28 protein-coding genes are annotated in these 26,749 nt (G+C 63.2%); 18 read left to right on the top strand and 10 right to left on the bottom strand.

Going from position 1 to position 26,749, the window contains the following annotated elements:
• Positions 1–228: 228 nt before the first annotated feature.
• Positions 229–726: a hypothetical protein gene (locus ACH2CW_RS08040; protein WP_395056887.1), complete on the bottom strand. Its 498-nt coding sequence runs from the start codon at positions 724–726 to the stop codon at positions 229–231.
• A 136-nt stretch (positions 727–862) separates the two neighbouring features.
• Positions 863–1,111 (bottom strand): hypothetical protein, encoded by a 249-nt coding sequence (locus ACH2CW_RS08035; RefSeq protein ID WP_395056885.1) that lies wholly within the window; start codon positions 1,109–1,111, stop codon positions 863–865.
• A 206-nt stretch (positions 1,112–1,317) separates the two neighbouring features.
• On the opposite strand from ACH2CW_RS08035, the gene ACH2CW_RS08030 reads away from it, so the two are divergent.
• A complete protein-coding gene (locus tag ACH2CW_RS08030; RefSeq protein ID WP_395056883.1) occupies positions 1,318–1,872 on the top strand; it encodes a DUF1439 domain-containing protein in 555 nt (184 codons plus the stop codon).
• A 138-nt stretch (positions 1,873–2,010) separates the two neighbouring features.
• Here ACH2CW_RS08030 and ACH2CW_RS08025 read toward each other — a convergent pair whose 3' ends face one another.
• Complete coding sequence (locus ACH2CW_RS08025; RefSeq protein WP_395056881.1) at positions 2,011–2,667, bottom strand: TetR/AcrR family transcriptional regulator; 657 nt, start codon at positions 2,665–2,667, stop codon at positions 2,011–2,013.
• 147 nt (positions 2,668–2,814) lie between these two features.
• Between ACH2CW_RS08025 and ACH2CW_RS08020 the strand changes: the two genes are divergently transcribed.
• The 7 genes from ACH2CW_RS08020 (at position 2,815) to ACH2CW_RS07990 (ending at position 7,240) form a co-directional block, all read left to right on the top strand.
• The gene (locus tag ACH2CW_RS08020; RefSeq protein ID WP_395056879.1) at positions 2,815–3,300 is read left to right on the top strand and encodes a VOC family protein; all 486 of its coding nucleotides are present in this window, start codon (positions 2,815–2,817) and stop codon (positions 3,298–3,300) included.
• Complete coding sequence (locus tag ACH2CW_RS08015) at positions 3,297–3,938, top strand: glutathione S-transferase family protein (protein ID WP_395056877.1); 642 nt, start codon at positions 3,297–3,299, stop codon at positions 3,936–3,938. The genes ACH2CW_RS08020 and ACH2CW_RS08015 overlap by 4 nt, the downstream gene beginning before the upstream one ends.
• Before the next feature lie 88 nt (positions 3,939–4,026).
• The gene (locus tag ACH2CW_RS08010) at positions 4,027–4,437 is read left to right on the top strand and encodes a VOC family protein (protein WP_395056875.1); all 411 of its coding nucleotides are present in this window, start codon (positions 4,027–4,029) and stop codon (positions 4,435–4,437) included.
• Positions 4,438–4,453: 16 nt separating this feature from the next.
• Positions 4,454–4,903, top strand: coding sequence for a GFA family protein (locus ACH2CW_RS08005; protein ID WP_395056873.1), 450 nt, complete (start codon positions 4,454–4,456; stop codon positions 4,901–4,903).
• 43 nt (positions 4,904–4,946) lie between these two features.
• Positions 4,947–5,432, top strand: coding sequence for a DUF1579 domain-containing protein (locus ACH2CW_RS08000; protein WP_395056871.1), 486 nt, complete (start codon positions 4,947–4,949; stop codon positions 5,430–5,432).
• 96 nt (positions 5,433–5,528) lie between these two features.
• Positions 5,529–6,482 carry an ABC transporter ATP-binding protein gene (locus ACH2CW_RS07995; RefSeq protein ID WP_395056869.1) on the top strand — a complete coding sequence of 318 codons (954 nt, stop codon included), beginning with the start codon at positions 5,529–5,531 and terminating at the stop codon, positions 6,480–6,482.
• Positions 6,479–7,240 (top strand): ABC transporter permease, encoded by a 762-nt coding sequence (locus tag ACH2CW_RS07990; RefSeq protein WP_395056867.1) that lies wholly within the window; start codon positions 6,479–6,481, stop codon positions 7,238–7,240. The genes ACH2CW_RS07995 and ACH2CW_RS07990 overlap by 4 nt, the downstream gene beginning before the upstream one ends.
• Positions 7,241–7,334: 94 nt before the next feature.
• Here ACH2CW_RS07990 and ACH2CW_RS07985 read toward each other — a convergent pair whose 3' ends face one another.
• The gene (locus tag ACH2CW_RS07985) at positions 7,335–7,697 is read right to left on the bottom strand and encodes a collagen-like protein (protein ID WP_395056865.1); all 363 of its coding nucleotides are present in this window, start codon (positions 7,695–7,697) and stop codon (positions 7,335–7,337) included.
• A 264-nt stretch (positions 7,698–7,961) separates the two neighbouring features.
• Here ACH2CW_RS07985 and ACH2CW_RS07980 point away from each other — a divergent pair, with 264 nt between their 5' ends.
• From ACH2CW_RS07980 to ACH2CW_RS07970, 3 genes are all read left to right on the top strand, one after another.
• Positions 7,962–9,023 carry a pirin family protein gene (locus ACH2CW_RS07980; protein WP_395056863.1) on the top strand — a complete coding sequence of 354 codons (1,062 nt, stop codon included), beginning with the start codon at positions 7,962–7,964 and terminating at the stop codon, positions 9,021–9,023.
• An 87-nt stretch (positions 9,024–9,110) separates the two neighbouring features.
• Positions 9,111–9,551, top strand: a complete 441-nt coding sequence (locus tag ACH2CW_RS07975; protein WP_395056861.1) for a hypothetical protein — start codon at positions 9,111–9,113, stop codon at positions 9,549–9,551.
• Positions 9,552–9,563: 12 nt separating this feature from the next.
• Positions 9,564–10,172 (top strand): GNAT family N-acetyltransferase, encoded by a 609-nt coding sequence (locus ACH2CW_RS07970; protein WP_395056859.1) that lies wholly within the window; start codon positions 9,564–9,566, stop codon positions 10,170–10,172.
• Here the strand turns inward: ACH2CW_RS07970 and ACH2CW_RS07965 are convergent.
• The 3 genes from ACH2CW_RS07965 to tkt form a co-directional block, all read right to left on the bottom strand.
• The gene (locus ACH2CW_RS07965; RefSeq protein ID WP_395056857.1) at positions 10,137–11,402 is read right to left on the bottom strand and encodes an adenylate/guanylate cyclase domain-containing protein; all 1,266 of its coding nucleotides are present in this window, start codon (positions 11,400–11,402) and stop codon (positions 10,137–10,139) included. The genes ACH2CW_RS07970 and ACH2CW_RS07965 overlap by 36 nt on opposite strands.
• A gap of 174 nt (positions 11,403–11,576) precedes the next feature.
• Positions 11,577–12,575 (bottom strand): type I glyceraldehyde-3-phosphate dehydrogenase, encoded by a 999-nt coding sequence (gene gap, locus ACH2CW_RS07960; RefSeq protein ID WP_395056855.1) that lies wholly within the window; start codon positions 12,573–12,575, stop codon positions 11,577–11,579.
• A 110-nt stretch (positions 12,576–12,685) separates the two neighbouring features.
• On the bottom strand, positions 12,686–14,734 hold the full coding sequence (gene tkt / locus ACH2CW_RS07955; protein ID WP_395056853.1) for a transketolase: 2,049 nt from the start codon (positions 14,732–14,734) through the stop codon (positions 12,686–12,688).
• Between the two features lie 240 nt (positions 14,735–14,974).
• Between tkt and murU the strand changes: the two genes are divergently transcribed.
• Together murU and ACH2CW_RS07945 are read left to right on the top strand one after the other, a co-directional pair.
• Positions 14,975–15,667 carry an N-acetylmuramate alpha-1-phosphate uridylyltransferase MurU gene (gene murU / locus ACH2CW_RS07950; protein WP_395056851.1) on the top strand — a complete coding sequence of 231 codons (693 nt, stop codon included), beginning with the start codon at positions 14,975–14,977 and terminating at the stop codon, positions 15,665–15,667.
• A 14-nt stretch (positions 15,668–15,681) separates the two neighbouring features.
• Positions 15,682–17,064, top strand: coding sequence for an aminopeptidase P N-terminal domain-containing protein (locus ACH2CW_RS07945; RefSeq protein WP_395056849.1), 1,383 nt, complete (start codon positions 15,682–15,684; stop codon positions 17,062–17,064).
• Here ACH2CW_RS07945 and ACH2CW_RS07940 read toward each other — a convergent pair whose 3' ends face one another.
• Both ACH2CW_RS07940 and ACH2CW_RS07935 read right to left on the bottom strand, forming a co-directional pair.
• Positions 17,065–17,715, bottom strand: a complete 651-nt coding sequence (locus tag ACH2CW_RS07940) for a zeta toxin family protein (protein WP_395056847.1) — start codon at positions 17,713–17,715, stop codon at positions 17,065–17,067. It lies immediately after the preceding gene.
• Between the two features lies 1 nt (position 17,716).
• Positions 17,717–18,058 (bottom strand): hypothetical protein, encoded by a 342-nt coding sequence (locus ACH2CW_RS07935; protein WP_395056845.1) that lies wholly within the window; start codon positions 18,056–18,058, stop codon positions 17,717–17,719.
• 89 nt (positions 18,059–18,147) lie between these two features.
• On the opposite strand from ACH2CW_RS07935, the gene ACH2CW_RS07930 reads away from it, so the two are divergent.
• The 5 genes from ACH2CW_RS07930 to ACH2CW_RS07910 all read left to right on the top strand — a co-directional run bounded on the left by ACH2CW_RS07930 (position 18,148) and on the right by ACH2CW_RS07910 (position 23,967).
• Entirely contained in the window at positions 18,148–19,833 is a 1,686-nt protein-coding gene (locus ACH2CW_RS07930) for a sigma 54-interacting transcriptional regulator (protein WP_395056843.1), read from the top strand.
• Positions 19,834–20,014: 181 nt separating this feature from the next.
• Positions 20,015–20,905 (top strand): sulfurtransferase, encoded by an 891-nt coding sequence (locus ACH2CW_RS07925; protein WP_395056841.1) that lies wholly within the window; start codon positions 20,015–20,017, stop codon positions 20,903–20,905.
• Positions 20,906–20,955: 50 nt separating this feature from the next.
• The gene (locus ACH2CW_RS07920) at positions 20,956–21,513 is read left to right on the top strand and encodes an OsmC family protein (RefSeq protein WP_395056839.1); all 558 of its coding nucleotides are present in this window, start codon (positions 20,956–20,958) and stop codon (positions 21,511–21,513) included.
• Between the two features lie 25 nt (positions 21,514–21,538).
• A complete protein-coding gene (locus ACH2CW_RS07915; RefSeq protein ID WP_395056837.1) occupies positions 21,539–22,690 on the top strand; it encodes an acyl-CoA dehydrogenase family protein in 1,152 nt (383 codons plus the stop codon).
• Entirely contained in the window at positions 22,687–23,967 is a 1,281-nt protein-coding gene (locus ACH2CW_RS07910) for an FAD-dependent oxidoreductase (protein WP_395056835.1), read from the top strand. The genes ACH2CW_RS07915 and ACH2CW_RS07910 overlap by 4 nt, the downstream gene beginning before the upstream one ends.
• A 16-nt stretch (positions 23,968–23,983) precedes the next feature.
• Here the strand turns inward: ACH2CW_RS07910 and ACH2CW_RS07905 are convergent.
• Positions 23,984–26,749 (bottom strand): beta strand repeat-containing protein (locus ACH2CW_RS07905; protein WP_395056833.1); only part of this gene is annotated, 2,766 nt, incomplete at its 5' end.

Raw genomic sequence — 26,749 nt, 5'->3', positions numbered from 1 at the left:
AGCACGGCCTGGGAGCGGACCGCCAGGGCCAGCGCGTCTTGCGGCTTTCCGGGTGGTGTTGTCTGCGCAGCAGCCAGCGCGGCGCTGAGCAGCACAAGGGTGAGGAGGATGCGCATGCGCCGACCATACAGGAATTGTGGTGGACCCATGCCGCCATAAAAAAAGACAGGCCGGAGCCTGTCTTTCAAAAAGGCGTCACGGGACGAACCCGCAACCCCCTTGGAGCATTTACTTGCTGCCGGCGGCTTTCACGTCGGCCTTGGCTTCTGCCTTGACGCCAGCAGTTTCTGCGCTGGCGGTGGCTTTGTCGCCTGCGGCTTTGATACGCACGGTGTCGACCTTGGTGTCGGCCTTGATCACGGCTTTGTCGGCTTTGAGATCGGCCTTGGCATCGGTTTTTTCAGCTTTGGCCATGGCGCTGGTCTTGTCTTCGGCGTCGGCCTTGACAACTTTGGCATCAGCCTTGGCCTTGGTGGTGGCTGATTTGGTCAGCGCCTTGGTTTTCTTTTCGGCGGCATTGGCTTCGGCCTTGTCAACCTTGGCGTCGGCTTTGGCGTCGACCTTGGCTTCGCTTTTCACGGCAGCAGCAACAGATTTTTCGGCTTTGGCCTCGGCCTTGACGACCGCAGGCGTGGCAGGCACGGCAGGCGTCACCGGTGCCGGGGTTTGCGCAAATGCGGCGCCGGCGATCAGGGTGGTCATCAGGGTAGCGAGTAATTTGTTCATGGAAGTCCTTTGAAAACGGTTTGAGTCATCAGGGTGATGTCACATGACCAGATGTTCAACGGGGCAGCCAACTGTGCTGTTGACCTTGAACACATACCGTTGCAACCTGCACACCCGCTTTACATGCGGTTCGCATTCAGTGGTGATGCCGGCCCGGTCTGTGCAGATGCGGATGATGAGGGCGATGCCCGTGTGGATGCGGGCGGCTGTAGCCGCGCGGATGACCGAGGTGCACCGCCCCGCCTATGAATACCGGCGCTGGCGTCACATACACAGGAGCCGGCTCATACACCGCGCCGTAGGGCGCGGCGGGGTAGGCGGGGTAGACGGCGCAACCCGTCAGGCCGGCGGCGGCAATCAGCAGCAATGTGGTCTTGATCATCATGGTGAATCTCCTGAATGGACGGCCAGATGCAGCCGCAAGCATTCATTAAGCGGTGCGAGGGTCATGCGGCCATGTAGTCATGTGCGCGGCAGATGTCTTTGCGTTACCAGATGTGGTCAACATGAAGACGGGAAGAAACACCACACGCGCGCAGGGAACGATCAGGCAAGCTCGCCATCTGACAGACTTGCACTTTGAGGAAACCCATGAAACGCAGACAGTGGCTGTTGTTACTACCGACCGCGTTCGTCGTGGCCGCAACCAGCGCGCACGCACAGCCCAGCTACACCGTGACCAGCGCGCAATTGCAGCAGGCGGTGGCCGAAAAATTTCCGATGCGTTACCCCGTCGGCGGGCTGCTGGCGCTGACGCTGCAGCCACCGCGGCTGCGCCTGCTGCCCGAGCAGAACCGGCTGGGCACCGTGATGGTGGTCGATGCCGCCGGCCCGGCACTGTCCAGCAGCAGTAGCGGCAACTTCGACGTGGACTTTGCGCTGCGTTACGAAGCCAGCGACCAGTCGATACGCGCGCACAAACTCAAGGTCAACACCCTGAGCCTGTCCGGCCTGCCGCCAGGGCCTGCCGCTCTGCTACAGGCCTACGGTCCGTCGCTGGCCGAGCAGTCGCTGCTTGAAGTGGTGCTGCACAAGCTGCAGCCAAAAGACCTGATGCTGGCCGATGGCCTGGGCCTGGAGCCCGGCGCGATCACGGTGACGGCCCGAGGTCTGGTGATTGGTTTTGTGCCGAAGAAAACCCTTTGAGAGAAGTCTGCTGGTTCCTGACTTGTCATCCCGGACCTGATCCGGGATCCATGCGGGCAATCTGCTATTGCTCCTGATTTGATAGCTGCTCCCCCATGACGGACATGGGCCAGTGCCCGCTTTGGCTTAAAACCGCGGCTACAGCCCCTTTTCCACCATGTCGATCAGCCGCTGACCAATCTGCGCCATCTGCGGGCCGATCACCGGGGCCAGCGGACCGTCCACCACCAGCATGGCCAGTCCGTGCACCGCCGACCAGGCGAGGTATTCGGCGCCGGGCCGGCGCTCCGGCGGCATCACGCCGGCCGCCACCAGCCGGTCCAGCGCGGCGCCCAGCAGTTCGAAGGGATTGAGCCCGCCGGGGCCGGCGGTCGGCGCCTCGGGGGTGGCCTGGATCAGCACGTCGGAGCGCGCAAAGGCGGTGCGGAACAGGCCGGGTTCGCCCAGTGCGAAGCGCAGGTAGCCGGTGCCAACGGCGCGCACGCTGGCGCGGGCGAAGTCTGCCGGCGCCAGATGGGAGGGCAAAGCGGCCAGCTCGGCTTCCATCGCGCCGGCCACCGCCGACAAAGCCGCGGCGCGTACCGCCTGCAACAAGGCGTCGCGGCCGGCGAAGTGGCGGTAGGCGGCATTTGGCGCGACGCCGGCGCGGCGCGTGGCTTCACGCAGCACCACGGCGTCGGGCCCGCCAGCCCGCGCCAGCTCAATGCCGGCTTCTAGCAGCACACGCCGCAGGTCACCATGGCGATAGGTGCTGCGGGCGGCGGGGGTGGCCGGGGGCTCGGACGGGCTGTTCATGGCTTGTTACGAATTAATGTGGACAGTGTCCATTATCTTTGTTATTCTTTTGTGGACGGTGTACACAATAACCTTGTTCTCAAGCTGGGACAAGACAGCCCGAGATATTCGGCGCGCACCTGACCGGCTTTCACAAGGAGAACAGACATGCAGAAAATCACCCCCTTCCTGACCTTCAAGGACCAGGCCGAAGACGCGCTGAAGTTCTACACCTCGGTGTTCAGAAACGCCAAGGCGGGAGCGACCCAGCGTTATGGCGAGGGCGCCCCGGTCCCCAAGGGCAGCTTCATGACCGGGAGTTTCGAGATCGCCGGCCAGACCTTCTTTGTGCTCAATGCGGGCCAGGACTTCGGCTTCGCGCCCGGCATGTCGCTGATGGTCGACTGCCCGACGCAGGATGAAGTGGATGAACTCTGGGACAAATTGTCGGCGGGCGGCAGCGTGCAGGCCTGCGGCTGGCTGACCGACAAATTCGGTGTGTCCTGGCAAATCGTGCCCAGCGTGATGCGCACGGTGCTGGCCGACAAGGACCCGCGCAAGGTCGAACATGTCATGAAAGTGATGATGCAGATGATCAAGCTGGACGGCCCCAGGCTGCAGCAGGCCTATCAAGAAGCCGGAGGGTCGGCATGAAGCTTTATTACTTCGACGTGCTGAATCCGCGCAAGGTCTGCGCGCTGGCGCGCCACCTGGACCTGCCGGTGGAATTTGTCCACGTGAACCTGGGCAAGGGCGAACACAAGACGCCGGCTTTTCTAGCCATGAACCCGAATGGCAAGGTGCCGGTGCTGGTGGACGGCGCCGTCACGCTGTGGGAGTCCAACGCCATCCTGTGTTACCTGGCGCGCAAGGCCGGCTCCGACCTGTGGCCCACGGACGCTCGCCAGTTCGAGGTGCTGCGCTGGCTGATGTGGGACGCCACCGCGTTTGCGCCGCAGGCCGGCACGCTGTACTTCGAACACGTGATCAAGTCGCGTTTCGGCATGGGCGGGCCCGACCCCGGCGAGGTGCAGAAAGCCACGCAAGGTTTCCTGGGTTTTGCCGCCGTGCTGGAAGCACATCTGCGCGGCCGCAGCTACCTGCTGGGTGATGCCCTGAGCGTTGCGGACTTTGCCGTCGCCATCACGCTGCCGTACGCGCAGCAGGCGCAGCTGCCGTTGCAGGATTTTCCCGAGATCCGGCGCTGGCATGCGCAAATGAATACGCTGCCGGCCTGGCGCGAACCTTTCCCTGATCTGGCCGAACCCGCCGGGCTGGCGGAGGCCATATGAACCCAGGGTGACGGAGAACTTGCGGCTGTATGACGGCCTGCAGCGTCACTTTTATTTTTCCAACCCAAACCACTCCCAGGAGAATTTGATGAAAGTCCAATCCTATCTTTCGTTTGAAGGGCGCTGTGAAGAAGCGCTGGAGTTCTACAAAAAGAGCGCCGGCGCCGAAGTGACCACCTTGATGCGCTGGAGTGACAGCCCCGACCCGGAAATGAAGGGACCGCCCGGCTACGAGAAAAAGATCATGCATGCCGCTTTCAAAATTGGCGAAACCAGCCTCATGGCCGACGACGGCATGGGGCCGGGAACCGCCGAATTCAAAGGCGTCACACTGGCGCTGAGTGCCAACAGCGACGGGGAGACAAAACGCCTGTTCGACGCGCTGTCCGCAGGCGGCAGCGTGCAGATGCCCCTGACCAAAACTTTCTGGACCTCCTCTTTCGGCATGCTGCGCGACCGGTTCGGCGTGCCCTGGATGGTCATGACCGCGTCGGCCTGACTCCGGGAGCACCACAGTGATTCAGACCCGACACGGAAGTTGCCACTGCGGCGCGGTCAAGTTTGCGTGCGACATCGACCTCGCGCCGGCAGGCCAGCGCTCACCTCAAGTTCGGCCTGGCCCGTGGTTCGCATCGACGCTGCGCTGCAACTGCTCGTTCTGCGGCAAGACCCGGATGTGGAAGAACCACGTCCCGTCCGAAGCTTTCCGGCTGCTTGAAGGGGCGGAAAACCTGACGCACTACCGCTTCGGCGAGGGCTCGATTGACCACACCTTTTGCAAGACCTGCGGCGTTTACGCTTTCGTCAGCGCCAGCGAACCCGTCATGGGCGGCGACTTCTTTTGCGTGAATGTGGCCTGCCTGGACGACGTCGAACCCCATGAGCTGACGGCCGCACCGATACGCTACGAAGACGGCGCCCATGACGACTGGGCCAACCCGCCCCCCATCACCGGCTACCTGTGAACGGCAGTAACCCCTGTCAACAACCCAAGGAGATAAGAAAATGATGGACGCGAAACCTCAACAGGAACATGTGTGGCTACAGCAGATGCTGGGCGACTGGACCATGGTCGGCGAATGCGACATGGGTCCGGACCAACCCGCCAGCCGGACCACGGGCAAGGAGCATGTGCGCGCACTGGGCGGCTTTTTTGTGGTCTCCGAAGGTGAGGGTGAGATGCCCGGCAGCGCCGATACCGGCTTCATGCTGATGACGCTCGGTTATGACATCGAGAAGAAGAAATTTGTCGGGAGCTGGGCAGGCTCCATGATGCCCGGCATGTTTTTCTACGAGGGCCAACTCGACGCCGCCAAAAAAGTGCTGGCGCTGGACACCGAAGGCCCGAGCTTCACGGGCGACGGCACCACGGCGAAATACCAGGACGTGATCACGATCATCAGCAGGGACGAACGTACGCTCCATTCGCAAACCCTGCAACCGGACGGTAGCTGGAAGCGTTTCATGACGGCGACTTACCGGCGCGTGAAGTAGCGGTGCCACGCCGGCGCCAGCAGATTTCATGCGATCCAGTTACAGTGGCGCAGGCTGGCGCGGCATCATGGCGCCCGCATCAACCGGAACCCCGCTTTGCCAGACATCATTTCCATCGAAAAGCTCAGCAAGGTCTACGCTTCGGGCTTTGAAGCCCTCAAGTCAGTGGACCTTCGCATCCGGCGCGGTGAGATCTTCGCGCTGCTCGGGCCCAACGGCGCCGGCAAAACCACACTGATCAACATCGTTTGCGGCATTGTCCAGCCCAGTTCGGGCACGGTGAAGGCCGACGGGCACGACATCGTGCGCGACTACCGTGCGGCGCGGGCCAAGATCGGCCTGGTGCCGCAGGAGCTCTCGACCGACGCGTTTGAAACCGTCTGGTCCACCGTGAGTTTCAGCCGCGGCCTGTTCGGCAAAGCACCCAACCCGGCGCACATTGAGAAAGTGCTGCGCGACCTGTCGCTCTGGGACAAGAAGGACAGCAAGATCATGACGCTGTCGGGCGGCATGAAACGCCGGGTGCTGATTGCCAAGGCGCTGTCGCACGAACCGCAGATATTGTTTCTTGACGAGCCGACTGCCGGCGTCGATGTCGAATTGCGCCAGGGCATGTGGGAGATGGTGCGCAAGCTGCGCGACAGCGGCGTCACCATCATCCTGACCACGCACTACATCGAGGAGGCCGAGGAAATGGCCGACCGCATCGGCGTCATTCGCAAGGGCGAGCTGATTGTGGTGGAAGACAAGGTGGTGCTGATGCGCAAACTCGGCAAGAAGCAACTCACGCTGCAACTGCGCGCGCCGCTGCAGGCTATGCCCGAGGCGCTGGCCGGCTTGCCGCTGGAACTCGGCGATGGCGGCAACACGCTGATCTACACCTTCGACACACAGCAGGAGGAAACCGGCATCGGCGAGCTGCTCAAACGGCTGGCTGCGCTGGGCATCGACTTCAAGGACCTGCATTCGAGCGAGAGTTCGCTGGAAGATATTTTCGTGAGCCTGGTCCATGCCGGCGATCAGGCCGGCAAGCTCAAGGAGGCCGCATGAACTGGCACGCGATCCGCGCGATTTACCGTTTTGAAATGGCGCGCACGTTCCGCACCTTGACACAGTCGATTGCCTCGCCGGTGATCTCGACCTCGCTCTACTTCGTGGTGTTCGGCGCGGCCATCGGCTCACGCATGGGCGACATTGACGGCATCAGTTATGGGGCCTTCATCATCCCCGGCCTGATCATGCTGTCGCTGCTCAACGAAAGTATCTCCAACTCTGCCTTCGGCATCTACATGCCGAAATGGTCGGGCACGATTTATGAGCTGCTGTCGGCACCGGTGTCGTCGATTGAGGTGGTGATGGGTTATGTAGGCGCAGCCGCGAGCAAGTCGGTGCTGCTGGGTCTCTTGATTCTTGCGACGGCGCGGCTGTTTGTTCCCTACAGCATCGTCCACCCGTTCTGGATGCTCTGCTTTTTGCTGCTGACCGCGCTGACCTTCAGCCTGTTTGGTTTCATCATCGGGCTCTGGGCTGACAACTTCCAGAAGCTCCAGATCGTGCCCCTGATGGTGGTGACACCGCTGACCTTTCTGGGCGGCGCGTTTTACTCGATCAACATGCTGCCGCCGCTGTGGCAGAAGATCGCGCTGTTCAACCCGGTGGTCTATCTGATCAGCGGATTCCGCTGGAGTTTTTACGGCGTGGCCGATGTCAACGTCGGCATCAGCGTAGCGGCCATTCTCGGCTTCCTGGCGCTGTGCCTGGGTGCGGTGTGGTGGATTTTCCGAACCGGCTGGAAGCTCAAGGCCTGAGCCGGAAGCGCACAAACGACAAAAGCGCCAGTCACCGAAGTGGCTGGCGCTTTTTTGCGCTTGGCGCCGTCCGCAGACGGCCCGATGCTAAGGCTTACTTGGCTGGAACAACAATCACGGTGTCGCCGGTTGCGCCCTTGGCACCGGTCGATCCAGTAGAGCCCATAGTGCCCGTTGCGCCGGTAGCACCGGTGGCACCGGTAGCGCCTGTGGCACCAGTTGCACCGCCGCTAGGGCCAGTGGAACCAGTGGCACCGGTAGAACCAGTCGCACCGGTGTAACCCGTGGAACCGGTAGAACCTGTAGAACCGGTACTGCCGGTACTGCCGGTGGCGCCAGCAGGGCCCGCAGGACCAGGCACGGTTACAACAGCAGGGGTTGGCGTAACAACGGTACGCTCACAAGCGGTCAGGCCAAGGGTAGCGACCAGGGCGGCCAGCAAGATGGAATATTTCATGGGGAGTCCTTAGGAGTTGAGCGAAACATGCGCGTGAAATGCGCAGGCAGTTTTTTCTGCCTCGGCCATGAACTTCCAAAATTATTTCTGGCAGATGCAAAGGACGAACGTTGAAGATAGGCCCCGCACAACGCGCCTGCTGTAGGACGGCTGCACCGCAGTCTGTCCCGAATCGGCAGCAGTATCTGCTGACCAGCCCTTGAAATCCGGTCCGGGAAAGCACATCTTTGCTGATTGAGCCACCCACGTCCGAAAGCCACTGCCATGTCTGCCACCCCCGCAAACACCCCGATTGTCCAGGTCAAGCCCCTTGGTTTCCCATGGGAAACCATGGATCCGTTTTTATTTTGCGCCTACCACGACGACGCTTACCCGCGGGCCAATGCCGCCATGGGGCCGGCGGCCTCGCTGGCTGGCCGCGCCATCGGCCAGGACTTCAGCCGCAGGGACGGCTGGAGCATGTATCACGGCGAAAAGGTACCCGGCTTTCCGCCGCACCCGCACCGCGGCTTTGAGACGGTGACCATCGTGCGCAAAGGCCTGGTCGACCATTCAGATTCGCTGGGTGCAACTGCGCGTTTCGGCGGCGGCGATGTGCAGTGGCTGACGGCCGGCAAAGGCATCGTGCATGCAGAAATGTTTCCGCTGCTCGACCCCCTCAACGACAACCCGCTGGAGCTGTTCCAGATCTGGTTGAACCTGCCTGCGCGCAGCAAGATGAGCGCGCCGCACTTCACCATGTTCTGGTCGCAGGACATTCCGCGCGTGACCGCCACGGACGACGCGGGGCGCAGCACCGAGGTTGCAGTGATCGCCGGGCGCTTGCAGGGTACTGACTCGCCGCTCGCGCCACCCCCTGACTCCTGGGCCGCGCAGGCGGAGGCCGACGTGGCGATCTGGACACTGCGCATGGCGCCGGGCGCACGCTGGACTGTGCCGGCCGCCGCAGGCACCGGCACGCGCCGCCAGCTCTATTTCTTCAAGGGCAGCTCGGTAGCCATCGGCGGCCAGGACATCCGCAGCCCGTCGGCCATCGAGATCCGCGCCGATGTTGCGGTTGAGCTGGTCAACGGCGATGCCGAAGGTGAGTTTTTGCTGCTGCAGGGCAAACCGATTGCGGAACCGGTGGCGCAGTACGGCCCCTTCGTGATGAACACACAGGCCGAGATCGCGCAGACCATGGCCGAATACCAGCGCACGCAATTCGGCGGCTGGTCGTTTGACAGCGACACGCCGGTGCACGGCCGCGACCCGGCACGGTTTGCGGTGCATCCGGGCGGGCGCAAGGAGCGACCGGTAGACAAGTTGCCACCTTCCAGCACCTGAGGCATGACCGAACCCGCGGCGCCGCTGGTGCTGCGGGTGCAGTGATGTGGGCAAGTAAACTGGTTGGGCCCCTGCAGGCGGGCGGCGATGGCACTCACCGGTGCCACATTTCTCAAGAGGCGATTTATGGCGATTGGCTGGCTGGCGGTGTTACAGATGGTTCCCTGGTCGGACGTGATCAAAAATGCGCCCAAGGTCGCCGACGGCGCCAAAAAACTCTGGCATGCTGTCGGCAAGAAACCGCCGCCGGTCCCGCCCGCAAACACCGGCACAGGTGTGCAACTTTCGCCGGAGGGCCAGGCCATTGCTGCGCTGCAGGCCCATGTGCTGGCACTGGAAAGCGCCACCCTCGACCTGCACGAACAGATGCTCGCATCGTCAGAGCTGATCAAGGCGCTGGCCGAGCAGAACACCCAGCTGATCCGTCGCGCCGAGACCAACCGCATCCGCGTGCTGGCGCTGGCCGGTGTGACGGCGCTGGTAGCCGTCATCGCCGTGGTCAGCCTGACCCTGGTACTGGCACGCTGACGGGTGCTGGCCGTGTCGCCTTCCCCCGTTGTCCTGTCTGGTATGCACATCCGGCTGGAGCCCTTGACCCTGGACCATGTGCCGGGGCTGGCGCGGGCGGGCCTGTTTCCGGAACTCTGGCGGCTGCAGCCTGCGGCCATCAACGACGAACACGACATGCGGGCCTATGTGGTGCAGGCGCTGGATGAGCAGCAGCGCGGCCTGAGCCTGCCCTTTGCCATCGTGCGCCAGAGCGATGACGAGGTGATCGGCAGCACGCGCTACATGGACATCGCACTGCCGCACCGGCGACTGGAAATCGGCGCGACCTGGTTCTCGCCTGCCTGCCAGCGCAGCGGCGCCAACACCGAGGCCAAGCTGTTGCTGCTCACGTACGCGTTTGAAAGCCTGAACCTGATCCGGGTGGTCTTCAAGACCGAGGTGCTCAATCAGCAGTCGCGGCAGGCGCTGGCGCGCCTCGGTGCGGTCGAGGAAGGTGTCTTCCGCCAACACCTGATGGCGGCGTCAGGGCGCAGGCGCGACATGGTCTACTTTTCCATCCTCGACAGCGAGTGGCCGGCGGTGAGGGCCGCGCTGGCGAACAGGCTAGCTGACCGCGGGCGCCTCGGCAGGGCCGAATGACAACGGCGCGCCAGACTGCTTGCCGCCGACCGGAGTCACTGGACCCAGCACCCAGTATGTGGACAAGCTGCCGCCGCCCTTGATCTCCAGGGCTTCGCGCGCGCTGAATTCAAACTTCCCGCGTGTTTGCAGATACACGGCTTCGGTCACATGGATGGCACCGGTCGCGCCCGTACTTTCCATGCGGCTGGCCACGTTGACGGTGTCACCCCAGACATCGTAGAGAAAGCGTTTCACACCGATGACCCCGGCGACCGCCGGACCGGCGTGGATGCCAATGCGCATGCCCAGCCGGGTTCCGTTGATGCGGTTGTAGCGCTGCAAGGCTTCGTTCATGTCCAGGGCCAGTTGCGCCAGGCTGTCCAGCCGCTGGTCCGACACCACCATGTAGGCGTCACCGATGGTCTTGATTTTCTCCAGCGCGTGCCGCTCCACGAGTTCATCGAAGGCAGAGAAGATGTCGTTGAGCACCAGTACCAGCGCATCGGGTGGCAAGGTCCGCGAGAAACGGGTGAAGCCGGCAATGTCGGCGAACAACACGCCCATGTTTTCGAATTTGACCGCCTTGACCTTGCCGTCGCGCTTGAGTTCCTCGGCAATCGGGGCCGGCAGCACGTTGTAAAGCACCTGGTCGGCACGGGCGCGTTCGGTCTCAGCGCGGCGTGTCTCGGTGAAGAGTTCGAGGTTACGCGCGTAGGTGAACTTGTCCAGCTCCAAACACAGAACCACCACACAAAAGGGGTTGACAAGCATTGCCAGCACACGGGCCGCGTCGCCGTACCGCCAGACCGCGGCAAGCCCCAGCACGGCAAAGCTGAACAGGTACAGGGGGCGGCGCACAGGATGCGGCGTGCACATCACGGTCGCGACAAAGGTCAGCCCGGCGGCGTAGATCGACAGGTCACCGCGTCGCCAGGCCGCCGCCGCGCCTATCCAGGTCGCCAGCGCCACCGCACCGATGCAGGCCAGGTAGAGCGGAACTTCGCGGCTGCGCGATGGCGGCAACAGGCGGTCGGTGGCAACAATACCGAGAAAAAAGAGTTCGGCGGTGATCTGCCAGCCCAGCAACCACAAGGAGGCGGCCGGTAACGCATCCCAACCAACGGAGATGGACGGCGCATGAACGGCCAGGGCGGCGGGTGGCAGCAGACACGCCACGACCTTGCTGTAACGCACGCCCTGCGCCCAGCTTTTGCCGACCAGCCACTCCCGAAACGCCGGATCCTGCATGACGCCCCCCTGCGCCGCGCTGCATGGGCCCGGCATCGGGCAACCATACGTGGGCAGCCACAGGTCGTCAATACTCCGAGGGTTTGCCTGTTGTGCGAAGGAGTCGGCAGTGCCTTGTCGATTGCCCAATAAAAAAGCGCCCGAAGGCGCTTTTTTATTGGGTGCTCCGGCGAATTACTTCGCGACCACGCGCACCATTTCCAGGCACTTGTTCGAGTAACCCCATTCGTTGTCGTACCAGGCGACCACCTTGATGAAGGTACCGTCCAGTGCAATGCTGGCGTCAGCGTCAAACACGCTGGTGCAGGTCTCGCCGCGGAAGTCGGTAGCCACCACCTTGTCTTCGGTGTAGCCGAGGATGCCCTTGAGCGCGCCCTCGCTTTGCGCTTTCATTTCGGCGCAAATTTCCTTGAGCGTGGCTTCCTTGTTCAGCTCGCAGGTCAGGTCCACCACCGACACATCGGAGGTCGGCACACGGAAGGACATGCCGGTGAGCTTTTTGTTGAGCTCGGGGATCACCACACCGACCGCCTTGGCTGCGCCGGTGGACGAGGGAATGATGTTTTCCAGAATGCCGCGGCCGCCGCGCCAGTCCTTGTTGCTCGGGCCGTCCACGGTTTTCTGGGTGGCGGTCGCTGCGTGCACCGTGGTCATCAGGCCACGCTTGATGCCCCACTTGTCGTTGAGCACTTTGGCAATCGGCGCCAGGCAGTTGGTGGTGCAGCTCGCGTTGGAGATGATGGCCTGACCGGCATAGGTCTTGTCATTGACGCCGTAAACAAACATCGGGGTATCGTCTTTCGACGGCGCCGAGAAGATAACTTTTTTGGCGCCGGCAGCCAGGTGTTTTTCACCGGAGGCCTTGTCCAGGAACAGGCCGGTGGCTTCGAGCACGATGTCGGCGCCGATCTCGTTCCACTTGAGCGCAGCCGGGTCACGCTCCTGCGTCAGGCGGATTTTCTTGCCGTTGACGATCAGGGTGTTGCCCTCGACCGACACATCACCCTTGAAGCGGCCATGCACCGAGTCGTACTGCAACATGTACTTGAGGTAGTCGGGCTCGAGCAGGTCGTTGATGCCGACGATCTCGATGTCGCTGAAATTCTGCACAGCTGCGCGCAAGACATTGCGCCCGATACGGCCGAAGCCGTTGATACCTAGTTTGATCGTCATCTGCTTTGCTCCTGGAAGTTGAATTCTGTGGGATTGTCATTGCGGACCTGATCCGCAATCCAGGCATCGGGGCCTGGATCCCGGGTCGAGCACGGGACGACAGTTTTTGTCTATTTTTTCAATACCTTGCGAACCGTGTCGGCCACGTTGTCGGGCGTGAAACCGAAGTGTTTGAACAATACCGGAGCGGGAGCGGATTCGCCGTAGGAATTGATGCCGACTACTGCTGCACAGCCGTATTTCCACCAGCCGTCGGTCACACCCATCTCAACGGCGATGCGCGGAATGCCTTCGGGCAGCACCTGCGACTTGTAGGCAGTGGCCTGTTTGTCGAAGGTGGTGTTGCTGGGCATGGAGACCACACGCACGGCGATTTTGTAAGTGGCCAGCAGTTCCTGGGCCTTCAGCGCGAGCTGGACTTCAGAGCCGGTCGCGATGATCACGGCCTGGGCCTTTTTATTCAAGCCGACTTCAGCCGGCTCGGACAACACATAGGCGCCGCGGCTGATCTCGCCGAGGTCGTTTTTCGGCGCATACGGCAGGTTCTGGCGGCTCAGCAGCAGGGCCGTCGGCTTGTTTTTGTTCTGCAGGGCCACGGCCCACGCCACGGCGGTTTCAGCCGTGTCGCCCGGACGCCAGACGTCGAGGTTGGGAATCAGGCGCAGGCTGGCGGCGTGTTCGATCGACTGGTGGGTAGGGCCGTCTTCGCCGAGGCCGATCGAGTCATGGGTGAACACATGCACCACGCGGATTTTCATCAGCGCTGCCATACGAATGGCGTTGCGGCTGTAGTCGCTGAAGGTCAGGAAGGTGCCGCCGTAGGGAATGTAGCCGCCATGCAGCGCGATACCGTTCATGATGGCGGCCATGCCGAACTCGCGCACACCGTAGTTGATGTGGCGGCCGATAAGCTTGCTGCCATCGGCGGCATCGCTTTTCACCACGTCACCGGCCAGATCGAAACGCAGCGCCGGCGTGCTTTTGGTGTTGGTCAGGTTGGAGCCAGTCAGGTCGGCCGAGCCGCCCAGCATTTCCGGCAGGCTGGCAGTGAACGCTTCAAGGGCCAGTTGCGAGGCCTTGCGGGAAGCCACGGTCTCGGCCTTGGTGTGGGCCCCGACCACGGTATCGACCGCAGTCTGCGAAAACGCGCGCGGCAGCTCGCCCTTCATGCGGCGCGTGAATTCTGCCGCCAGCTCGGGATGCGCCACCTTGTAGGCGGTGAATTTCGCGTCCCAGGCGGCTTCCAGCGCCAGGCCTTTGGCCTTGGCGTCCCAGGCTTCGTGCGCCTCTTTGGGCAACTCGAACGGCGCATGGTTCCAGCCCAGCGCTTCGCGCGTCAGCTTGATCTCTTCGGCGCCCAGCGGTTCGCCGTGCGCCTTGGCGGTGTTGGCGCGGTTCGGCGAGCCTTTGCCGATGTGGGTCTTGCAAACGATCAGCGTCGGTTTGTCGGCGCTGTTTTTGGCGTCGGTTATCGCACGGTCCACGGCGTCGGCATCATGGCCGTCGATCGGGCCAATCACGTTCCAGCCATAGGCCGCAAAACGCACCGGGGTGTTGTCGATGAACCAGGGCGCGACCTGGCCGTCGATGGAGATGCCGTTGTCGTCGTACAGCGCGATCAGTTTGTTGAGCTTCCAGGCGCCAGCCAGCGCGCAGGCTTCGTGGCTGATGCCTTCCATCAGGCAGCCGTCGCCCAGGAAGACATAGGTGTGGTGATCGACGATGCTGTGGTCGGCCTGGTTGAATTCTGCCGCCATCAGTTTTTCGGCCAGCGCCATGCCGACCGCGTTGCTGATGCCCTGGCCCAGCGGGCCAGTGGTGGTTTCCACGCCGGCGGTGTAGCCGAACTCGGGATGACCGGGGGTCTTGCTGTGCAACTGGCGAAAGTTTTTCAGTTCCTTGATCGGCAGGTCGTAGCCGGTCAGGTGCAGCAGGGCATAAATCAGCATGGAGCCGTGGCCGTTGGACAGCACAAAACGGTCGCGGTCGAACCAGCCGGGGTTGTGCGGGCTGTGTTTGAGGTGGCGGCCCCACAGCGCCACCGCCATGTCGGCCATGCCCATCGGGGCGCCGGGGTGACCGGAGTTGGCCTGTTGCACGGCGTCCATGGCCAGGGCACGGATGGCGTTGGCCATGAGGGAGGAAGTGGTGTCAGCCATTTACTTGAGGTCCAGGTGGGTAGTGAGGCGTGGGGCGGCTCCCGCAACCGGCTGGCGATGGAGACATGCCAGCGAACACGGGAAAACCCCAGATTTTACGGGATGCGCCTCGCTGCGGTCGCCGGCGCGTCGGCGCGTACCGCTTGTGTTGGGGTCGCTATAAATTCAATAGCTGCTGGCGCCCATTCCACATGGGCCAAAGGCCGATTTGATGCATAAAAGGGGATAATCAGCGGCAACATGACCCTGCAAGCCCTGATTCTGGCCGCCGGCCGCGGCGAACGCATGCGCCCGCTGACCGACGCCACGCCCAAACCCTTGTTGCAGGTACAAGGCAAGCCGCTGATTGCGTGGCACCTGGAAAAACTGGCTTCCGCTGGCGTGAAAGAGGTGGTGATTAACACCGCCTGGCTCGAGGAACAGTTCCCCGCAGCGCTGGGTGATGGCAGTGCCTTCGGTCTGCATATTCGTTACTCGCACGAGGGTGCACAGTTTGGCGGCGCGCTGGAAACCGCGGGCGGCATCGCGACGGCCCTGCCGCTGCTAAAGGACGCGCCGTTCTGGCTGGTGGCCGGCGATGTGTTCATGCCAGAGTTCGGCTTTCCGGCGTCCGACGCACACCGCTTTGCAGCCTCCAGCGCGCTGGCCCATATTTATCTGGTGCCGAATCCGCCACACAACCCCAAGGGTGACTTTGGCATCAGCGAAAGCGGCCTGGCGCTGTCTCGCGCGGCCCAACAGTTCACCTACAGCACGCTGGGCCTGTACCACCCGGCGCTGTTCCGGGATACGCCGGCCGGGCAAAAAGCCGCACTGGCGCCCCTGCTGCGACAGGCCATGCAGGACGGGCAAGTCTCAGCGGCGCTATATTCAGGCCCATGGACCGACGTGGGCACGCCCGAACGTCTGGCTGAATTGAACTCCACTTACTGAAACGTGCTTCATCCATGACCATTTACGAAAAACGCCGCGCCGCCGTTGCCCGCGCCCTGAAGGCCGCCGGTGGCGGCATCGCGGTTCTGCCCACCGCACCCGAAGTGGCGCGCAACCGAGACAGCGACTTTGCTTATCGCCACGACAGCTATTTCTATTACCTGACCGGCTTCAGCGAGCCCGGCGCCTGGCTGGTGATCACCGCCGACGGCCGCAGCACGCTGTTTTGCCGGCCCAAGGACCTGGAGCGCGAGATCTGGGACGGCATCCGGCTCGGTCCCAAGGCGGCGCCGGGGGCGTTGGGCGTGGACGCGGCCTTCAGCGCCGACATGCTCGACGAAAAAATGCCCTTGCTGCTGCAGAACCAGAAGGCGGTCTGGTACCCGTTTGCCACCCATGCCGGCCTTGAAACGCAGGTCGATGGCTGGCTGGGCAAGGTGCGTGCGCGCATCCGCTTCGGCGCCGAATGCCCGCAAAGCCAGCACGACCTGTGCAAGGTGCTTGACGAGATGCGCCTGTTCAAGGATGCGCATGAAGTCGCGATTCTCAAGCGCGCCGGAAAAATTTCGGCGGCCGCCCATGTGCGCGCCATGCAAACCTCGGCCGCCATGCTGCGCCAGCCGGTCCCCGGCGGCCTGCGTGAGTACCACCTGGAAGCCGAATTGCTGCACGAGTTCCGCCGCAATGGCTCGCAGTGGCCGGCCTACACCAGCATCGTGGCCGCCGGCGCCAATGCCTGCGTGTTGCATTACCGCGCCGGCAACGCCGAACTGAAAAGCGGCGACCTCTGCCTGATCGACGCCGGCTGCGAGCTCGATGGTTACGCCAGCGACATCACCCGCACCTTCCCGGCCAACGGCAAGTTCTCGCCGGCGCAGCGCACGCTGTACGACATCGTGCTCGCCGCGCAGGATGCCGCCGTCAAGGTCACCAAACCCGGCAAACGGTTCATGGACCCGCATGACGCGGCGACGCGCGTGCTGGCCCAGGGCATGCTGGACACCGGCCTGCTCGATAAAAAGAAACACGGCAAGGTCGACGACGTGCTGGCGTCCGGCGCCTACCGCCAGTTTTACATGCACCGCACTGGCCACTGGATGGGCATGGACGTGCACGACTGCGGCGACTACACCGAGCCGGGCAGCAAGCCACGCGAGGAGCGCGACGCCCTCGGCCAGACCGTGATGCGCAAGCCTTCGCGCATCCTGCGGCCCGGCATGGTCACCACCATCGAACCCGGCATCTACGTGCGGCCGGCCAAGGGTGTGCCCAAGGAGTTCTGGAACATCGGCATCCGCATCGAGGACGACGCGCTGGTCACGGCCAAGGGTTGTGATTTGTTGACACGTGGTGTGCCGGTGAAGGCCGATGAGATTGAGGCGCTGATGCGGGGGTGATCAAGCCGCCGCTCGTCCACCCAGCACCCTCTGCGCCCAAGCCGGCAATGGGCTAACTTTCTCCTGGGTCCAGTCGCGCTTGCAGATGGCCACCGCAGTGTGCGTTCCGGGTTTCACGTCCTGCGAGTCGTACAAAACGGCGAGGTCCGCCTGGCGCACGGCCAGCGCCAGATAGGCCAGTGTGCGCGGATAGCGGGCGAGTATTCGGTCGGCGGGCACGGCATGCCCGCCCTCCTTGACACGATCGGCCACCCGTGCCAGCAGGCGTTGTGGATCGTCCAGACACACAACTATCAACATGACAAAAAATCCCTGCTTCTGTGCTCCTTCAATCAGCGCAAGCTTGGACTCATGAGAGAAAACCGTTTCGCTGACAAACGATTGACCTGTCTTGAGCAATTCGGCACGCCGCGCATCTGCCCATTGCCTGGCTTCTTCCGATCTAAGCTCCGGGTCGGCTAAGTGCTGCAGGTGAGCCGCCTCATGCAAGTCAGCGTTAACGAATTCAGCACTGTCTGGGATGGTGCCTGCCTGCAGCAGCGCCTTATACAGCGTGGACTTGCCGGCGCCATTGGGACCTGCCAACAAGTAAAAGACCGGTTTATCCTTGCCCTTGCGTCGCCTTGGGCGCAGCGGCGCGACTTGCTCCACCTCAGGTCAATGTCTTGCTTCGGTTGGCGGCAATGACATCGCGCACATGCTGCGCCAGGCTTCCATCAGCCTCCACGGCCATGAAGCGGGTCATCAGCGCATCAGCCTGTGCATCTTTCGTTTTCGCGTGGGGCCGCGCCTTGAGTGCAGCAGTCTCATACACCTCAATGGCTGTCTGCGCTTCCTGGACCGTCAAGCCCGAATGCTCGACGACGCGGCCCAAAGTGGCCCAGTATTCGATCTGGCCTGCCGCTGATCGACGCAAGGGCTGAGCCGCCTCCCGTGCCTGTTCGACCAGACTCAAGGGAAGTTTGACGGATGCGAAGTTGCTCGGGGTGGCCACGATGTGTTCCTTTATGGCGCATTTTGCGCCATAAAGCAAAAAACCGCAACAGGGCTGTGCCCATGGCTGGCTTTTTGCTAGTCCGGAGCATGCCCTCCTCACAGTCCTCCCAGGCCAAACCAGGCGCTGCGGCGCAATGGCGCGCCCAGGAGCTGCTGCTCATGAGCGAGGTGATGCGCCTGATTGGCAAAAGCCTGGCGCCTGAGGTCGTTTTGCGCGAAATGCTGCACCTGATGTCGGAGTTGTTGGGACTGAACCGGGGCCGCATCGTGCTGGCCGACTTTGTCGGTGACATTGCGCTGCAGGGCCTGGCCGACCGCAAGCCGGTCGCGCGTGCTGCCGGTGCTGCGGCGCCGGACTCTGCCATCCGTTATGCCTATGGGCTGACCAGGGCAGAAATGGCGCGCGGGCGCTACGGACCGGGGGAAGGCATCACCGGCCGGGTGCTGGCCACCGCGCAGCCCATCATCGTGCAGGACATTGACGCCGAGCCACAGTTCCTGGCGCGCTCGGTCGCACGGGCGCATCTGCCGCCAGACACTGTGGCCTTCATTGCGCTACCGATCGAACTAAGCTCCCCATCAGGCCGCGAGGTGATCGGCGTGCTCGCCTGCCATCGCATCCGCAGCCGCGACCGGCAGCTCGCTGACGATGTGGCGGTGCTGAAAATCCTGGCCACGCTGGCCGGGCAACTGCTGCAACTGCAAGCGCTGGTGGCTGACAAAACCCGCGCGCTGGAGGCCAAAAACCAACTTTTGAGCCGCGCGCTGGAAACTGCCGCGGCGCGTTACGGCATCATCGGCACCTCGCCGGCGCTGCTGCAGGCGCTCAGCGAACTCGAACGCGTGTCGGAGGCCACCGCCAGCGTACTGCTGCTCGGTGAATCGGGCACCGGCAAGGAGCTGTTTGCGCGTGCGGTGCATTTGTCGAGTCAACGCCGCGACCAGCCCTTTATCAAGGTCAATTGCGCGGCCATTCCCGACACGCTGTTCGAGTCTGAGCTGTTTGGTTATGAACGCGGCGCCTTCACCGGCGCACAGGCGGCACGTGCGGGCTGGTTTGAGCAGGCTGACCGCGGCACGATATTTCTTGACGAGATCGGCGAGATGCCGCTGGCCATGCAGACCAAGCTGTTGCGCACGCTGCAGGAAGGCACCATCGTCCGTCTGGGCGGCAAGCGCGAACTCAAGGTGGCGGTGCGTGTGGTGGCGGCGACCAACCGAGACCTTGCGCAGGACGTGCTGGCCGGGACTTTTCGGCGCGACCTGTTTTACCGGCTCAATGTGATCCCGATCCGCCTGCCTTCGCTGCGCGAACGCCAGCAGGACATCCGTGCGCTGGCCCTGCACTTTTTAAGCCGCACCAACCAGGCCAACCAGCGCAATGTCAACCTGTCACCGGCGGCGCTGGCGCGGCTGGAGGAACACCCTTGGCCCGGCAACATCCGCGAACTCGGCAATGTGATCGAACGGCTGGTGCTGCTGACCGACAGCGCCATGGTGTCGGGCGAGGAGCTGGCGCGCTTTCTGCCGCAGGAAACGCAAAGCCAGGCGCTGAACCAGACCATGACGCAGCCTGCGGGACAGAAGTCAGCGGCGCCGCCCGTGGTGCGTGACTACCAGGCGGTGCAGTCGCACCCTGCCGCCCAGTTGCAACAGGCGCTGAAGGACCACGGCGGCAACCAGTCCCGCGCAGCACAGGCGCTGGGCCTGACCGTGCGCCAGTACAGCTACCGGCTGCGCAAACTGGGAACGCACAATGTCGACAATCTGTAGACATTGCGTCATGGTTTGGCGAGACGCCAGATTTATTCGCTACGAATTTGATAGCTGCTTGCGCTTGTCGAGCAAGGGCTGGCGGGCGTTTTGATCTTTAATTTCGGGAGACCGAAACACTGGCACGCGGGTTGCAATGAAGTCACAACGGCATGTGCCGTGACCTCATCTGGAGATTGCCATGACGACCGACAGCGTTCTTGTTTCCCCCGAACAACTCTCCGCCATGATGGGCACCGAAGCGGTGGTCATCATCGACACACGCGATGCTGACGCTTATGCGGCCGGCCACCTGCCCGGCGCCGTCAACATGCGCGAAATCTTCACCTTCCTGGCCACGTCGACGGCCGAAGGCCTGACCGCCTTGAAGTCCACGTTTGCCGAACACTTCGGCGCGGTCGGCCTGTCGGGCAAGGCAACCGCCGTTTTTTACGAAGACGCACTGAACAGCGGTTACGGCCAGTCCTGCCGCGGTTATTACCTGTTGACCTGGCTGGGCTACCCGAAGATCAAGGTGCTCAACGGCGGCTTCTCGGCCTGGAAAGCCGCCAGCCTGCCCGTCAGTACCGAGGCGGCCACGCCGGTCGCCGCCACCTTCCCGGCCGATCTGCCCATGAGCGACGTGATGCTGACCAAGGATGATGTGGCGGCAGCGCTGGGCAGCGACGTGGCCCTGCTTGACGTGCGCGACATTGACGAATGGACCGGTGAAAGCTCCTCACCCTACGGCAAGGACTTTGCCCCGCGCAAGGGCCGACTGCCCGGCGCCAAATGGATAGAGTGGTACCGCTTCATGAAGCCTTCGGCGCAGGGCCCGGTGTTCAAGTCGCCGCTGGAAGTGCAGGCCGAATGCGCGACTGCCGGCATTGCTACCGACGACACCGTTTATCTGTATTGCTTCAAGGGCGCGCGCGCGTCGAATACCTTTTTGGCACTCAAGCAGGCTGGCTTCAGCGATGTGCGCATGTACTTTGGCTCATGGAACGAGTGGTCGCGGGACGACGCGCTGCCGATCGAGACCGACGCACCCGTGATGAAGACCAAGCCGCCGTCGCTGGCCCTGGCGGCCTGAGTTGCCGTCGTTTTTTCTCAGTTTTTTCCAATAAATCAGGAGACCTTTCCATGTCCATGGACACCGTCATCGAACCCACCGCTACCGTGAAAGCCTGGCTCAAACCCATTGACGGCGAAGGCCTGGCGGCTTTTGCCGCCAAGGGCCGCGCCAACCCCGCCTCGCGCGGCACCAACAAGGTCCACACCGTGATGCAGGGCATGTATCGCTCGCTGAGTTACGTGGGTGAACACACACCGGTGGTGGTCGACGAACCGCTGCACCTGTTCGGCGAAAACACCGCGCCGGCGCCCGGCGAAATTGTGCTGTCGGGGCTGGGCGGATGCCTGGCGGTCGGCATCACGGCCGTGGCCACCTGGAAACAGGTGAAGCTGTCGAAGCTGGAAATTTTCATGGAAGGCGACATCGGCAACCCGGCCGCATGGGGCGCCGGCGGTGCGATCAAGGAGGCGGCGGAGATGGGCTTCCAGGCGATTCGCGTGAAGGTGGTGATCGAGGGCGATGCAAGCCGCGAGGTGCTCGACGAAATCGTGCAACACGCGAACTTCTATTCGCCGGTGGCCAACAGCATGCGCAATCCGATTCCATTCGAGATCGCACTGGCCTGAAACAGTCATCTGACCCGGAGCGTTTATGGAAGTTCTCGACCGCACACCCCTTGCTGACGACCGGGAACCGGCAGTGCCCACGCCAGCGACTGCATTGGTCAGCGCCGTACGGGCACTGGCCGATGGCCCGCTGGCCGAACTGGCTGACGACATCGACCGGCGCGGTATCTACCCCAAGTCCATTTTGCAACGTCTTGGCGAACTGGGTGCGTTGAACGCGCACATCGCGCATGAGGACCAGCCAGCCGACTATGGCCTGGCGATCCAGGCCATGGCCGAGGTCTCGCGTGTGTGTGGCGCTACCGGCTTCATGGTCTGGTGCCATGACGTCTGCGGCGTGTACATGGAGCAGTCCGGCAACCCGGCGCTGACGGGCGCCGCGCTGGCGCGGCACGGCAAGGGCCAGACCCTGGGCGCCACCGGCATGTCCAATCCGATGAAAACCTTTGCCGGCATCGAGACCTTTTTGCTGCACGCGCGCAAAGTCGATGGCGGCCACCTTGTCAGCGGCACCTTGCCCTGGGTCAGCAACCTGGGGCCAGACCACTATTTCGGCGCCGTGGCGGATGTGGAAGGCAGCGCGCAGGAAATCATGTTCCTGGTGCACTGCGACGCGGCTGGCGTGGAGTTGCGCAACTGCCCCTCGTTCTCGGCCATGGAGGGCACCAACACCTGGGCGGTGCGGCTGACCGACTACTTTGTGGGTGCCAAGGAGTTGATCGCCGAGCCGGTGCGGCCCTTCATCGGCCGCATACGCGCGGCATTTATCCTGCTGCAGACCGGCATGGGCCTGGGTGTGGCGCAGGGCGCGATCGACTCGATGTGGAAGGTGGAGCGCCAGCTCGGTCATGTCAATGAATTCCTCGAAGACCGACCCGATGCGCTGCAGGATGAACTCGATGTGCTGACAACGCGCATCATGACCCTGGCGCAAACGCCTTTTGGCAGCGAGCGCGAGTTTTTGATCGATGTGCTGGATGCGCGTGCGCATGCCTCCGAGCTGGCGCTGCGCGCTGCACAATCGGCGCTTTTGCATCAGGGCGCGCGCGGTTACCTGATGACGTCGGACGTGCAACGGCGTGTGCGCGAGTCGCACTTTGTTGCCATCGTCACGCCCGCGATCAAGCACCTGCGCAAGGAAATAGCGCGCCTGTCTGCCGAGGAGCAACCGGCATGATCCTGCCGCCGCAAGACCGGTCTGTTGCCGCGCCAACCGATGCCTCCGGCCTGCCCTGGGAACTGTTCATCTGCCGCGCTTGCGGGCTGATTTATGACGAGGCCAAAGGCGACGCCGACAGCGGCCTGGCCGCTGGCACCCGTTTTGCCGACATTCCTGAGGACTGGGCCTGTCCGCTGTGTGGCGTGAGCAAATCCGACTTCGAGCCCTATGTGGCCGAACAGCCGGCTCCCTCGGCGCGGCGCCCCGCGACGGCATCGGCGCGGGCGGGTTCTGCGCGACGCAACGCAGGCACGGTCATCGTGGGCGCAGGCCGAGCCGGCTGGCAGATGGCTCAGACGCTGCGGGAACGTGACGCCGGGATTCCGATCACGCTGGTCACGTCCTGCAATGGCGACATCTATGACAAACCCATGCTGTCAGTGGCGATGGCGCGCGGCGTGGCGGTTGACAAACTTGTCCGCGAAAGCGGTGCGCAGGCAGCACAGCGCCTGGGCGTGCGCCTGCTGTCGCATACCCAGGCCGTCAGCATCACAACGGCCACCCGGCAGTTGCGTACCAGCCGCGGCACCCTGCGTTACCGGCACCTGGTGCTGGCGCACGGCGCGCAGGCGCGCAGCCTGCCGCAGTTGCCAGCTGCATTGTGCTGGCGCATCAACCATCTGCAGACCTACGCGCGATTTCGCGCAGCGCTGGGCGACACGACGCAACACATTGCCATCGTCGGGGCCGGCTTGATCGGCTCGGAACTGGCCAACGATCTGGCGCTGGCCGGCCACCAGGTCACTTTGCTCGATCTGCAAGCCCGGCCACTCGCCGCGTGTTTGTCGGAAGCGCAGTCGCAGCAACTGCTCAATGCCTGGCGCGACCTGCCGCTGCGTTTTGTTGGCGGGGTACAGATCGACAAGGTGACCAGGCTTGCCGAGGCCGGCCAGCCTGCCAAACAGCTCAGCACGCAATGCGGCCAACAGTTCAGGGTGGACCACATCATCGTCGCCGCCGGGCTTGAAACGCCGGGGCGACTGGCAGGCAGTGCCGGACTGGCCTGGCGCCAGGGCATCGTGGTCGATCCCGACACGCTGTCCACCAGCGTTGCGGGCATTCACGCCCTGGGCGACTGCATCTCCGTCAACGGGCAGGTCAGCAGATTTATCGAGCCGATTGGGCGACAGGCACAAACCCTGGCGGCCGGCATTCTGGGCCAGGACGCCGTGCCGTACCGGCAAACGCCTGTACCGCTGCGCATCAAAACCACTTCCTGGCCTTTCACACTCTGACAGCCAGGCTCGTGGCCTAACCTGGCGTGCGTGCTGGCGAGTCAGTTTGGCGCTGAACAACCACGCCGCGAGAGGCGGGGGTACCGGCTTGCGCTTCGGTGATGGTCACGATGGCGGAGCGCTCGCCCCTGCTGACGCGAATCTGCAAGGGCAAAGCGCCGGGCGGTGGCGTGCTGGCGACAAACACCTGTTTGTCGGCATCAAACCGCAGCCAGTCCGGCAAAGGACGGCCACCGAGCGTAGCAACTTCGACCGGGACGGTGCTGTCCGCTGCCCCCGCCAGCACACCGGAGGGCAGCGAAAACTGGAAGCCAGCGCCATTACCCGCCACCGTGACCGAGACGAGGCCCGGCGCCTGGTCCGTGGCTTCCCGAAGCGCACTGACGGAAAGGCAGCCCTCGGCCGCGCCTGACGCACCGCAACCGCCTGAGGCGGTTGGCGTACTTTCCAACAAGGCATTGGCGTCCGCCACCGACAGACCGGCCGTCCGGGCGCGGAACACCGGGGTTGGCGGCGGCGCAAAGATCAACGCGCCTGGAACACCTGACAGGTCGGTGATGCTGGCCCGCGTGGTAGCGGTTTTATCAAGCAGATCATAGTTGTCTGCTGCCGCGCCGCCCAACGTGATGCCGGTAACAAACACGGTTTTGTTACCGCCAACGAAAGGCGTGTCGAAGTTGCCGTTGGCCGTGGCGACCGAGAGAACGTCACCGGCCACCAGCCCGGCGTAGCCCGCAGCGCCGGTGTTCAGTGTCGCGCTCGTGTTGCCGTCCACCACCTTGTTGTTGGCGGTGATACCGCTGACGCTGCTGATCGACGCGCGTTTGATCTCCAGGGCGCCGTGGCTCAGCACCAGGGTGTAGTTCTCATTGTTGGTGGCGCCGGAGGTGATGGCGATGCCACTTTGCGCCACGGGTGTGTTGAACACTGCAGCGCTGGTGCGCGTGACGCCCACGCTGGCGGCGGTATCGCCGTCAATGTAGCCGCTGGAGTTTCCGGTGAACACCGGGTTGACCTGGCCATACATCTTGCTGGCGTTGTTGCTGGAAATAGTCAGCGTAGGCGCGATGCGGTACAGGAACATGTTGGCGCTTCCGCCGGGCGTGAAGCTGGCGGACGTGTTGTAGCGCTTGCTGTAACCCCCCGTCACACCTTCCGTCGTAGTCCCAGGGTCGCCGCTGTACACCAGATAACGTCCAGCCGAGGCCACAATGCCGCTGGCGCCCGCGCTGTTGACCAGCTTGCCGCCTGTGCTGGTTCCAGCTGAGTTGCTGCTGCCCGCCTTGAGCACAATGGCGTCGCCGGTGCCGTTTGAAGTGACGGCATTGGTCAATGTGAGATCTGACGCGGCGCCGGTGGTTTCTATTTTGGCGGCGACTGCGGTGGTGACGCCCACCACACCGCCCACGGTGCCCACGGTCAGCGCGCCTGCCTGGCTGTAATCGATGCTGCCGGTGTTGGCGGCCAGTGTGGTCACCGCATTGCTGGCGTGGCGCAGGGTCTGATTGCCGCCCGTGCCAGTCAACGCCAGGCCCGATGCACTGATCGCGCCCGATTGCGTCACCGTGCCGCCAGCCGAGAGGGTCGCGTTGCCGGTGGTGGCTACTGCGGCCACGTCAAAGCCATTGGTGTCCGTGTACTGGATGGCGCCGGCCGCGTTGAGACCATCGGCCAGGTTTCTGGACTGCAAATTAACCGCACTCACGTTATTGCCGCTGTTGGTCAGCGTGATTGCGGCGCCCGCATTGGCCAGGGTCTTGACCTGCAATGTTCCGGCAGTGACATTGCCGGTCGTCGCTGTCTGGGTGACTGCGCCGGTGGCGGTGAGGTCAAGCGTGCCGGTCCCAAGATTTGACCCGCTGGTACCCACGCCCAGATTGATCGCGCCGGTACGCACAAATGCGCTGGCATTGCCTGTGGTTTTGACGTTGAGATTGGTCGCGGCAATGTCAATGCCGTTGGCACTGCTGGTGCCTATCTGGCCATTGGCGTTGAGGGTGACGTTGGTGGCGCTGATTGTTTGCGTACCGGTGTCGGTGATCGACCCAGCATTGAGTGTCAGGGTTTTGCCGGCAAGGCCGATGGCGCCACCTATCGTCATGACTCCGGTGCTGGAGGTATCGCCAATCACGATGGGGCCGGTGGCACCCGTTGCAAACGCGAGTATCTCGTTGGCCGCAATATCAAAGCCCGAAGCGCCTGCCAGCGACATTGCGCGTGCTGCGGTTTTGGCCTTGATGGTCAGCACGCCACTGGTGGCCAGCGCGTTGCCGCCAGCATTCGTTGTACCAATAGTCACCGTATCGGCTGTCACCGTGATGGGCCCGCTGCCCGCCGTGACATCGATATTGTTGTTCTGCGTGTAGCTTCCCGTTCCCGCATCTATTGCCACAGCATTGTTGGTAGCCGTGATGTTGCCGGCCACCGTCACATTGTTGTTGCCGTTGTTGAGTGTGAAGCCTCCGGGCGTGGTGACGGCGTTCAAGGTCGTGATCTGATTGCCCGAATTGCTGAGGGTGAGCGCACTGGTCGCACCAGTCAGTGTTGCAGTCAGTGACGTCGCCGTGAGGGCATTCGTCTGTGTAATGGAGGCCGCTGCTGTCAGCGCGAGCGTGTTGACATTCAGCGCGCCATTCAGGCTGATCTCACCGGTATCGGCGCCAGCGGTGGTGGCAGTCAGCGTTGTTGCGCCGGTCACGCCGGCTGCTGCCCCACCGATGTTGGCCACCGCGATGTCGTTGCCCGTCACCGTCAGGCCCGACAGCGCGCTGGTGGCGCCTGC

It is taken from the genome of Polaromonas sp., assembly GCF_043778355.1.
Taxonomy (GTDB): domain Bacteria; phylum Pseudomonadota; class Gammaproteobacteria; order Burkholderiales; family Burkholderiaceae_C; genus Polaromonas.
Note: the sequence above shows the minus strand (reverse complement) of the source record. Positions and strands in the feature narration are given on the sequence as shown.

Coding starts and splice junctions, on each gene's coding strand:
- ACH2CW_RS08040 (WP_395056887.1), bottom strand. CDS start 726: ATGAACAAATTACTCGCTACCCTGATGACCACCCTGATCGCCGGCGCC.
- ACH2CW_RS08035 (WP_395056885.1), bottom strand. CDS start 1,111: ATGATGATCAAGACCACATTGCTGCTGATTGCCGCCGCCGGCCTGACG.
- ACH2CW_RS08030 (WP_395056883.1), top strand. CDS start 1,318: ATGAAACGCAGACAGTGGCTGTTGTTACTACCGACCGCGTTCGTCGTG.
- ACH2CW_RS08025 (WP_395056881.1), bottom strand. CDS start 2,667: ATGAACAGCCCGTCCGAGCCCCCGGCCACCCCCGCCGCCCGCAGCACC.
- ACH2CW_RS08020 (WP_395056879.1), top strand. CDS start 2,815: ATGCAGAAAATCACCCCCTTCCTGACCTTCAAGGACCAGGCCGAAGAC.
- ACH2CW_RS08015 (WP_395056877.1), top strand. CDS start 3,297: ATGAAGCTTTATTACTTCGACGTGCTGAATCCGCGCAAGGTCTGCGCG.
- ACH2CW_RS08010 (WP_395056875.1), top strand. CDS start 4,027: ATGAAAGTCCAATCCTATCTTTCGTTTGAAGGGCGCTGTGAAGAAGCG.
- ACH2CW_RS08000 (WP_395056871.1), top strand. CDS start 4,947: ATGGACGCGAAACCTCAACAGGAACATGTGTGGCTACAGCAGATGCTG.
- ACH2CW_RS07990 (WP_395056867.1), top strand. CDS start 6,479: ATGAACTGGCACGCGATCCGCGCGATTTACCGTTTTGAAATGGCGCGC.
- ACH2CW_RS07985 (WP_395056865.1), bottom strand. CDS start 7,697: ATGAAATATTCCATCTTGCTGGCCGCCCTGGTCGCTACCCTTGGCCTG.
- ACH2CW_RS07980 (WP_395056863.1), top strand. CDS start 7,962: ATGTCTGCCACCCCCGCAAACACCCCGATTGTCCAGGTCAAGCCCCTT.
- ACH2CW_RS07975 (WP_395056861.1), top strand. CDS start 9,111: ATGGCACTCACCGGTGCCACATTTCTCAAGAGGCGATTTATGGCGATT.
- ACH2CW_RS07965 (WP_395056857.1), bottom strand. CDS start 11,402: ATGCAGGATCCGGCGTTTCGGGAGTGGCTGGTCGGCAAAAGCTGGGCG.
- gap (WP_395056855.1), bottom strand. CDS start 12,575: ATGACGATCAAACTAGGTATCAACGGCTTCGGCCGTATCGGGCGCAAT.
- tkt (WP_395056853.1), bottom strand. CDS start 14,734: ATGGCTGACACCACTTCCTCCCTCATGGCCAACGCCATCCGTGCCCTG.
- murU (WP_395056851.1), top strand. CDS start 14,975: ATGACCCTGCAAGCCCTGATTCTGGCCGCCGGCCGCGGCGAACGCATG.
- ACH2CW_RS07945 (WP_395056849.1), top strand. CDS start 15,682: ATGACCATTTACGAAAAACGCCGCGCCGCCGTTGCCCGCGCCCTGAAG.
- ACH2CW_RS07930 (WP_395056843.1), top strand. CDS start 18,148: ATGCCCTCCTCACAGTCCTCCCAGGCCAAACCAGGCGCTGCGGCGCAA.
- ACH2CW_RS07925 (WP_395056841.1), top strand. CDS start 20,015: ATGACGACCGACAGCGTTCTTGTTTCCCCCGAACAACTCTCCGCCATG.
- ACH2CW_RS07920 (WP_395056839.1), top strand. CDS start 20,956: ATGTCCATGGACACCGTCATCGAACCCACCGCTACCGTGAAAGCCTGG.
- ACH2CW_RS07915 (WP_395056837.1), top strand. CDS start 21,539: ATGGAAGTTCTCGACCGCACACCCCTTGCTGACGACCGGGAACCGGCA.
- ACH2CW_RS07910 (WP_395056835.1), top strand. CDS start 22,687: ATGATCCTGCCGCCGCAAGACCGGTCTGTTGCCGCGCCAACCGATGCC.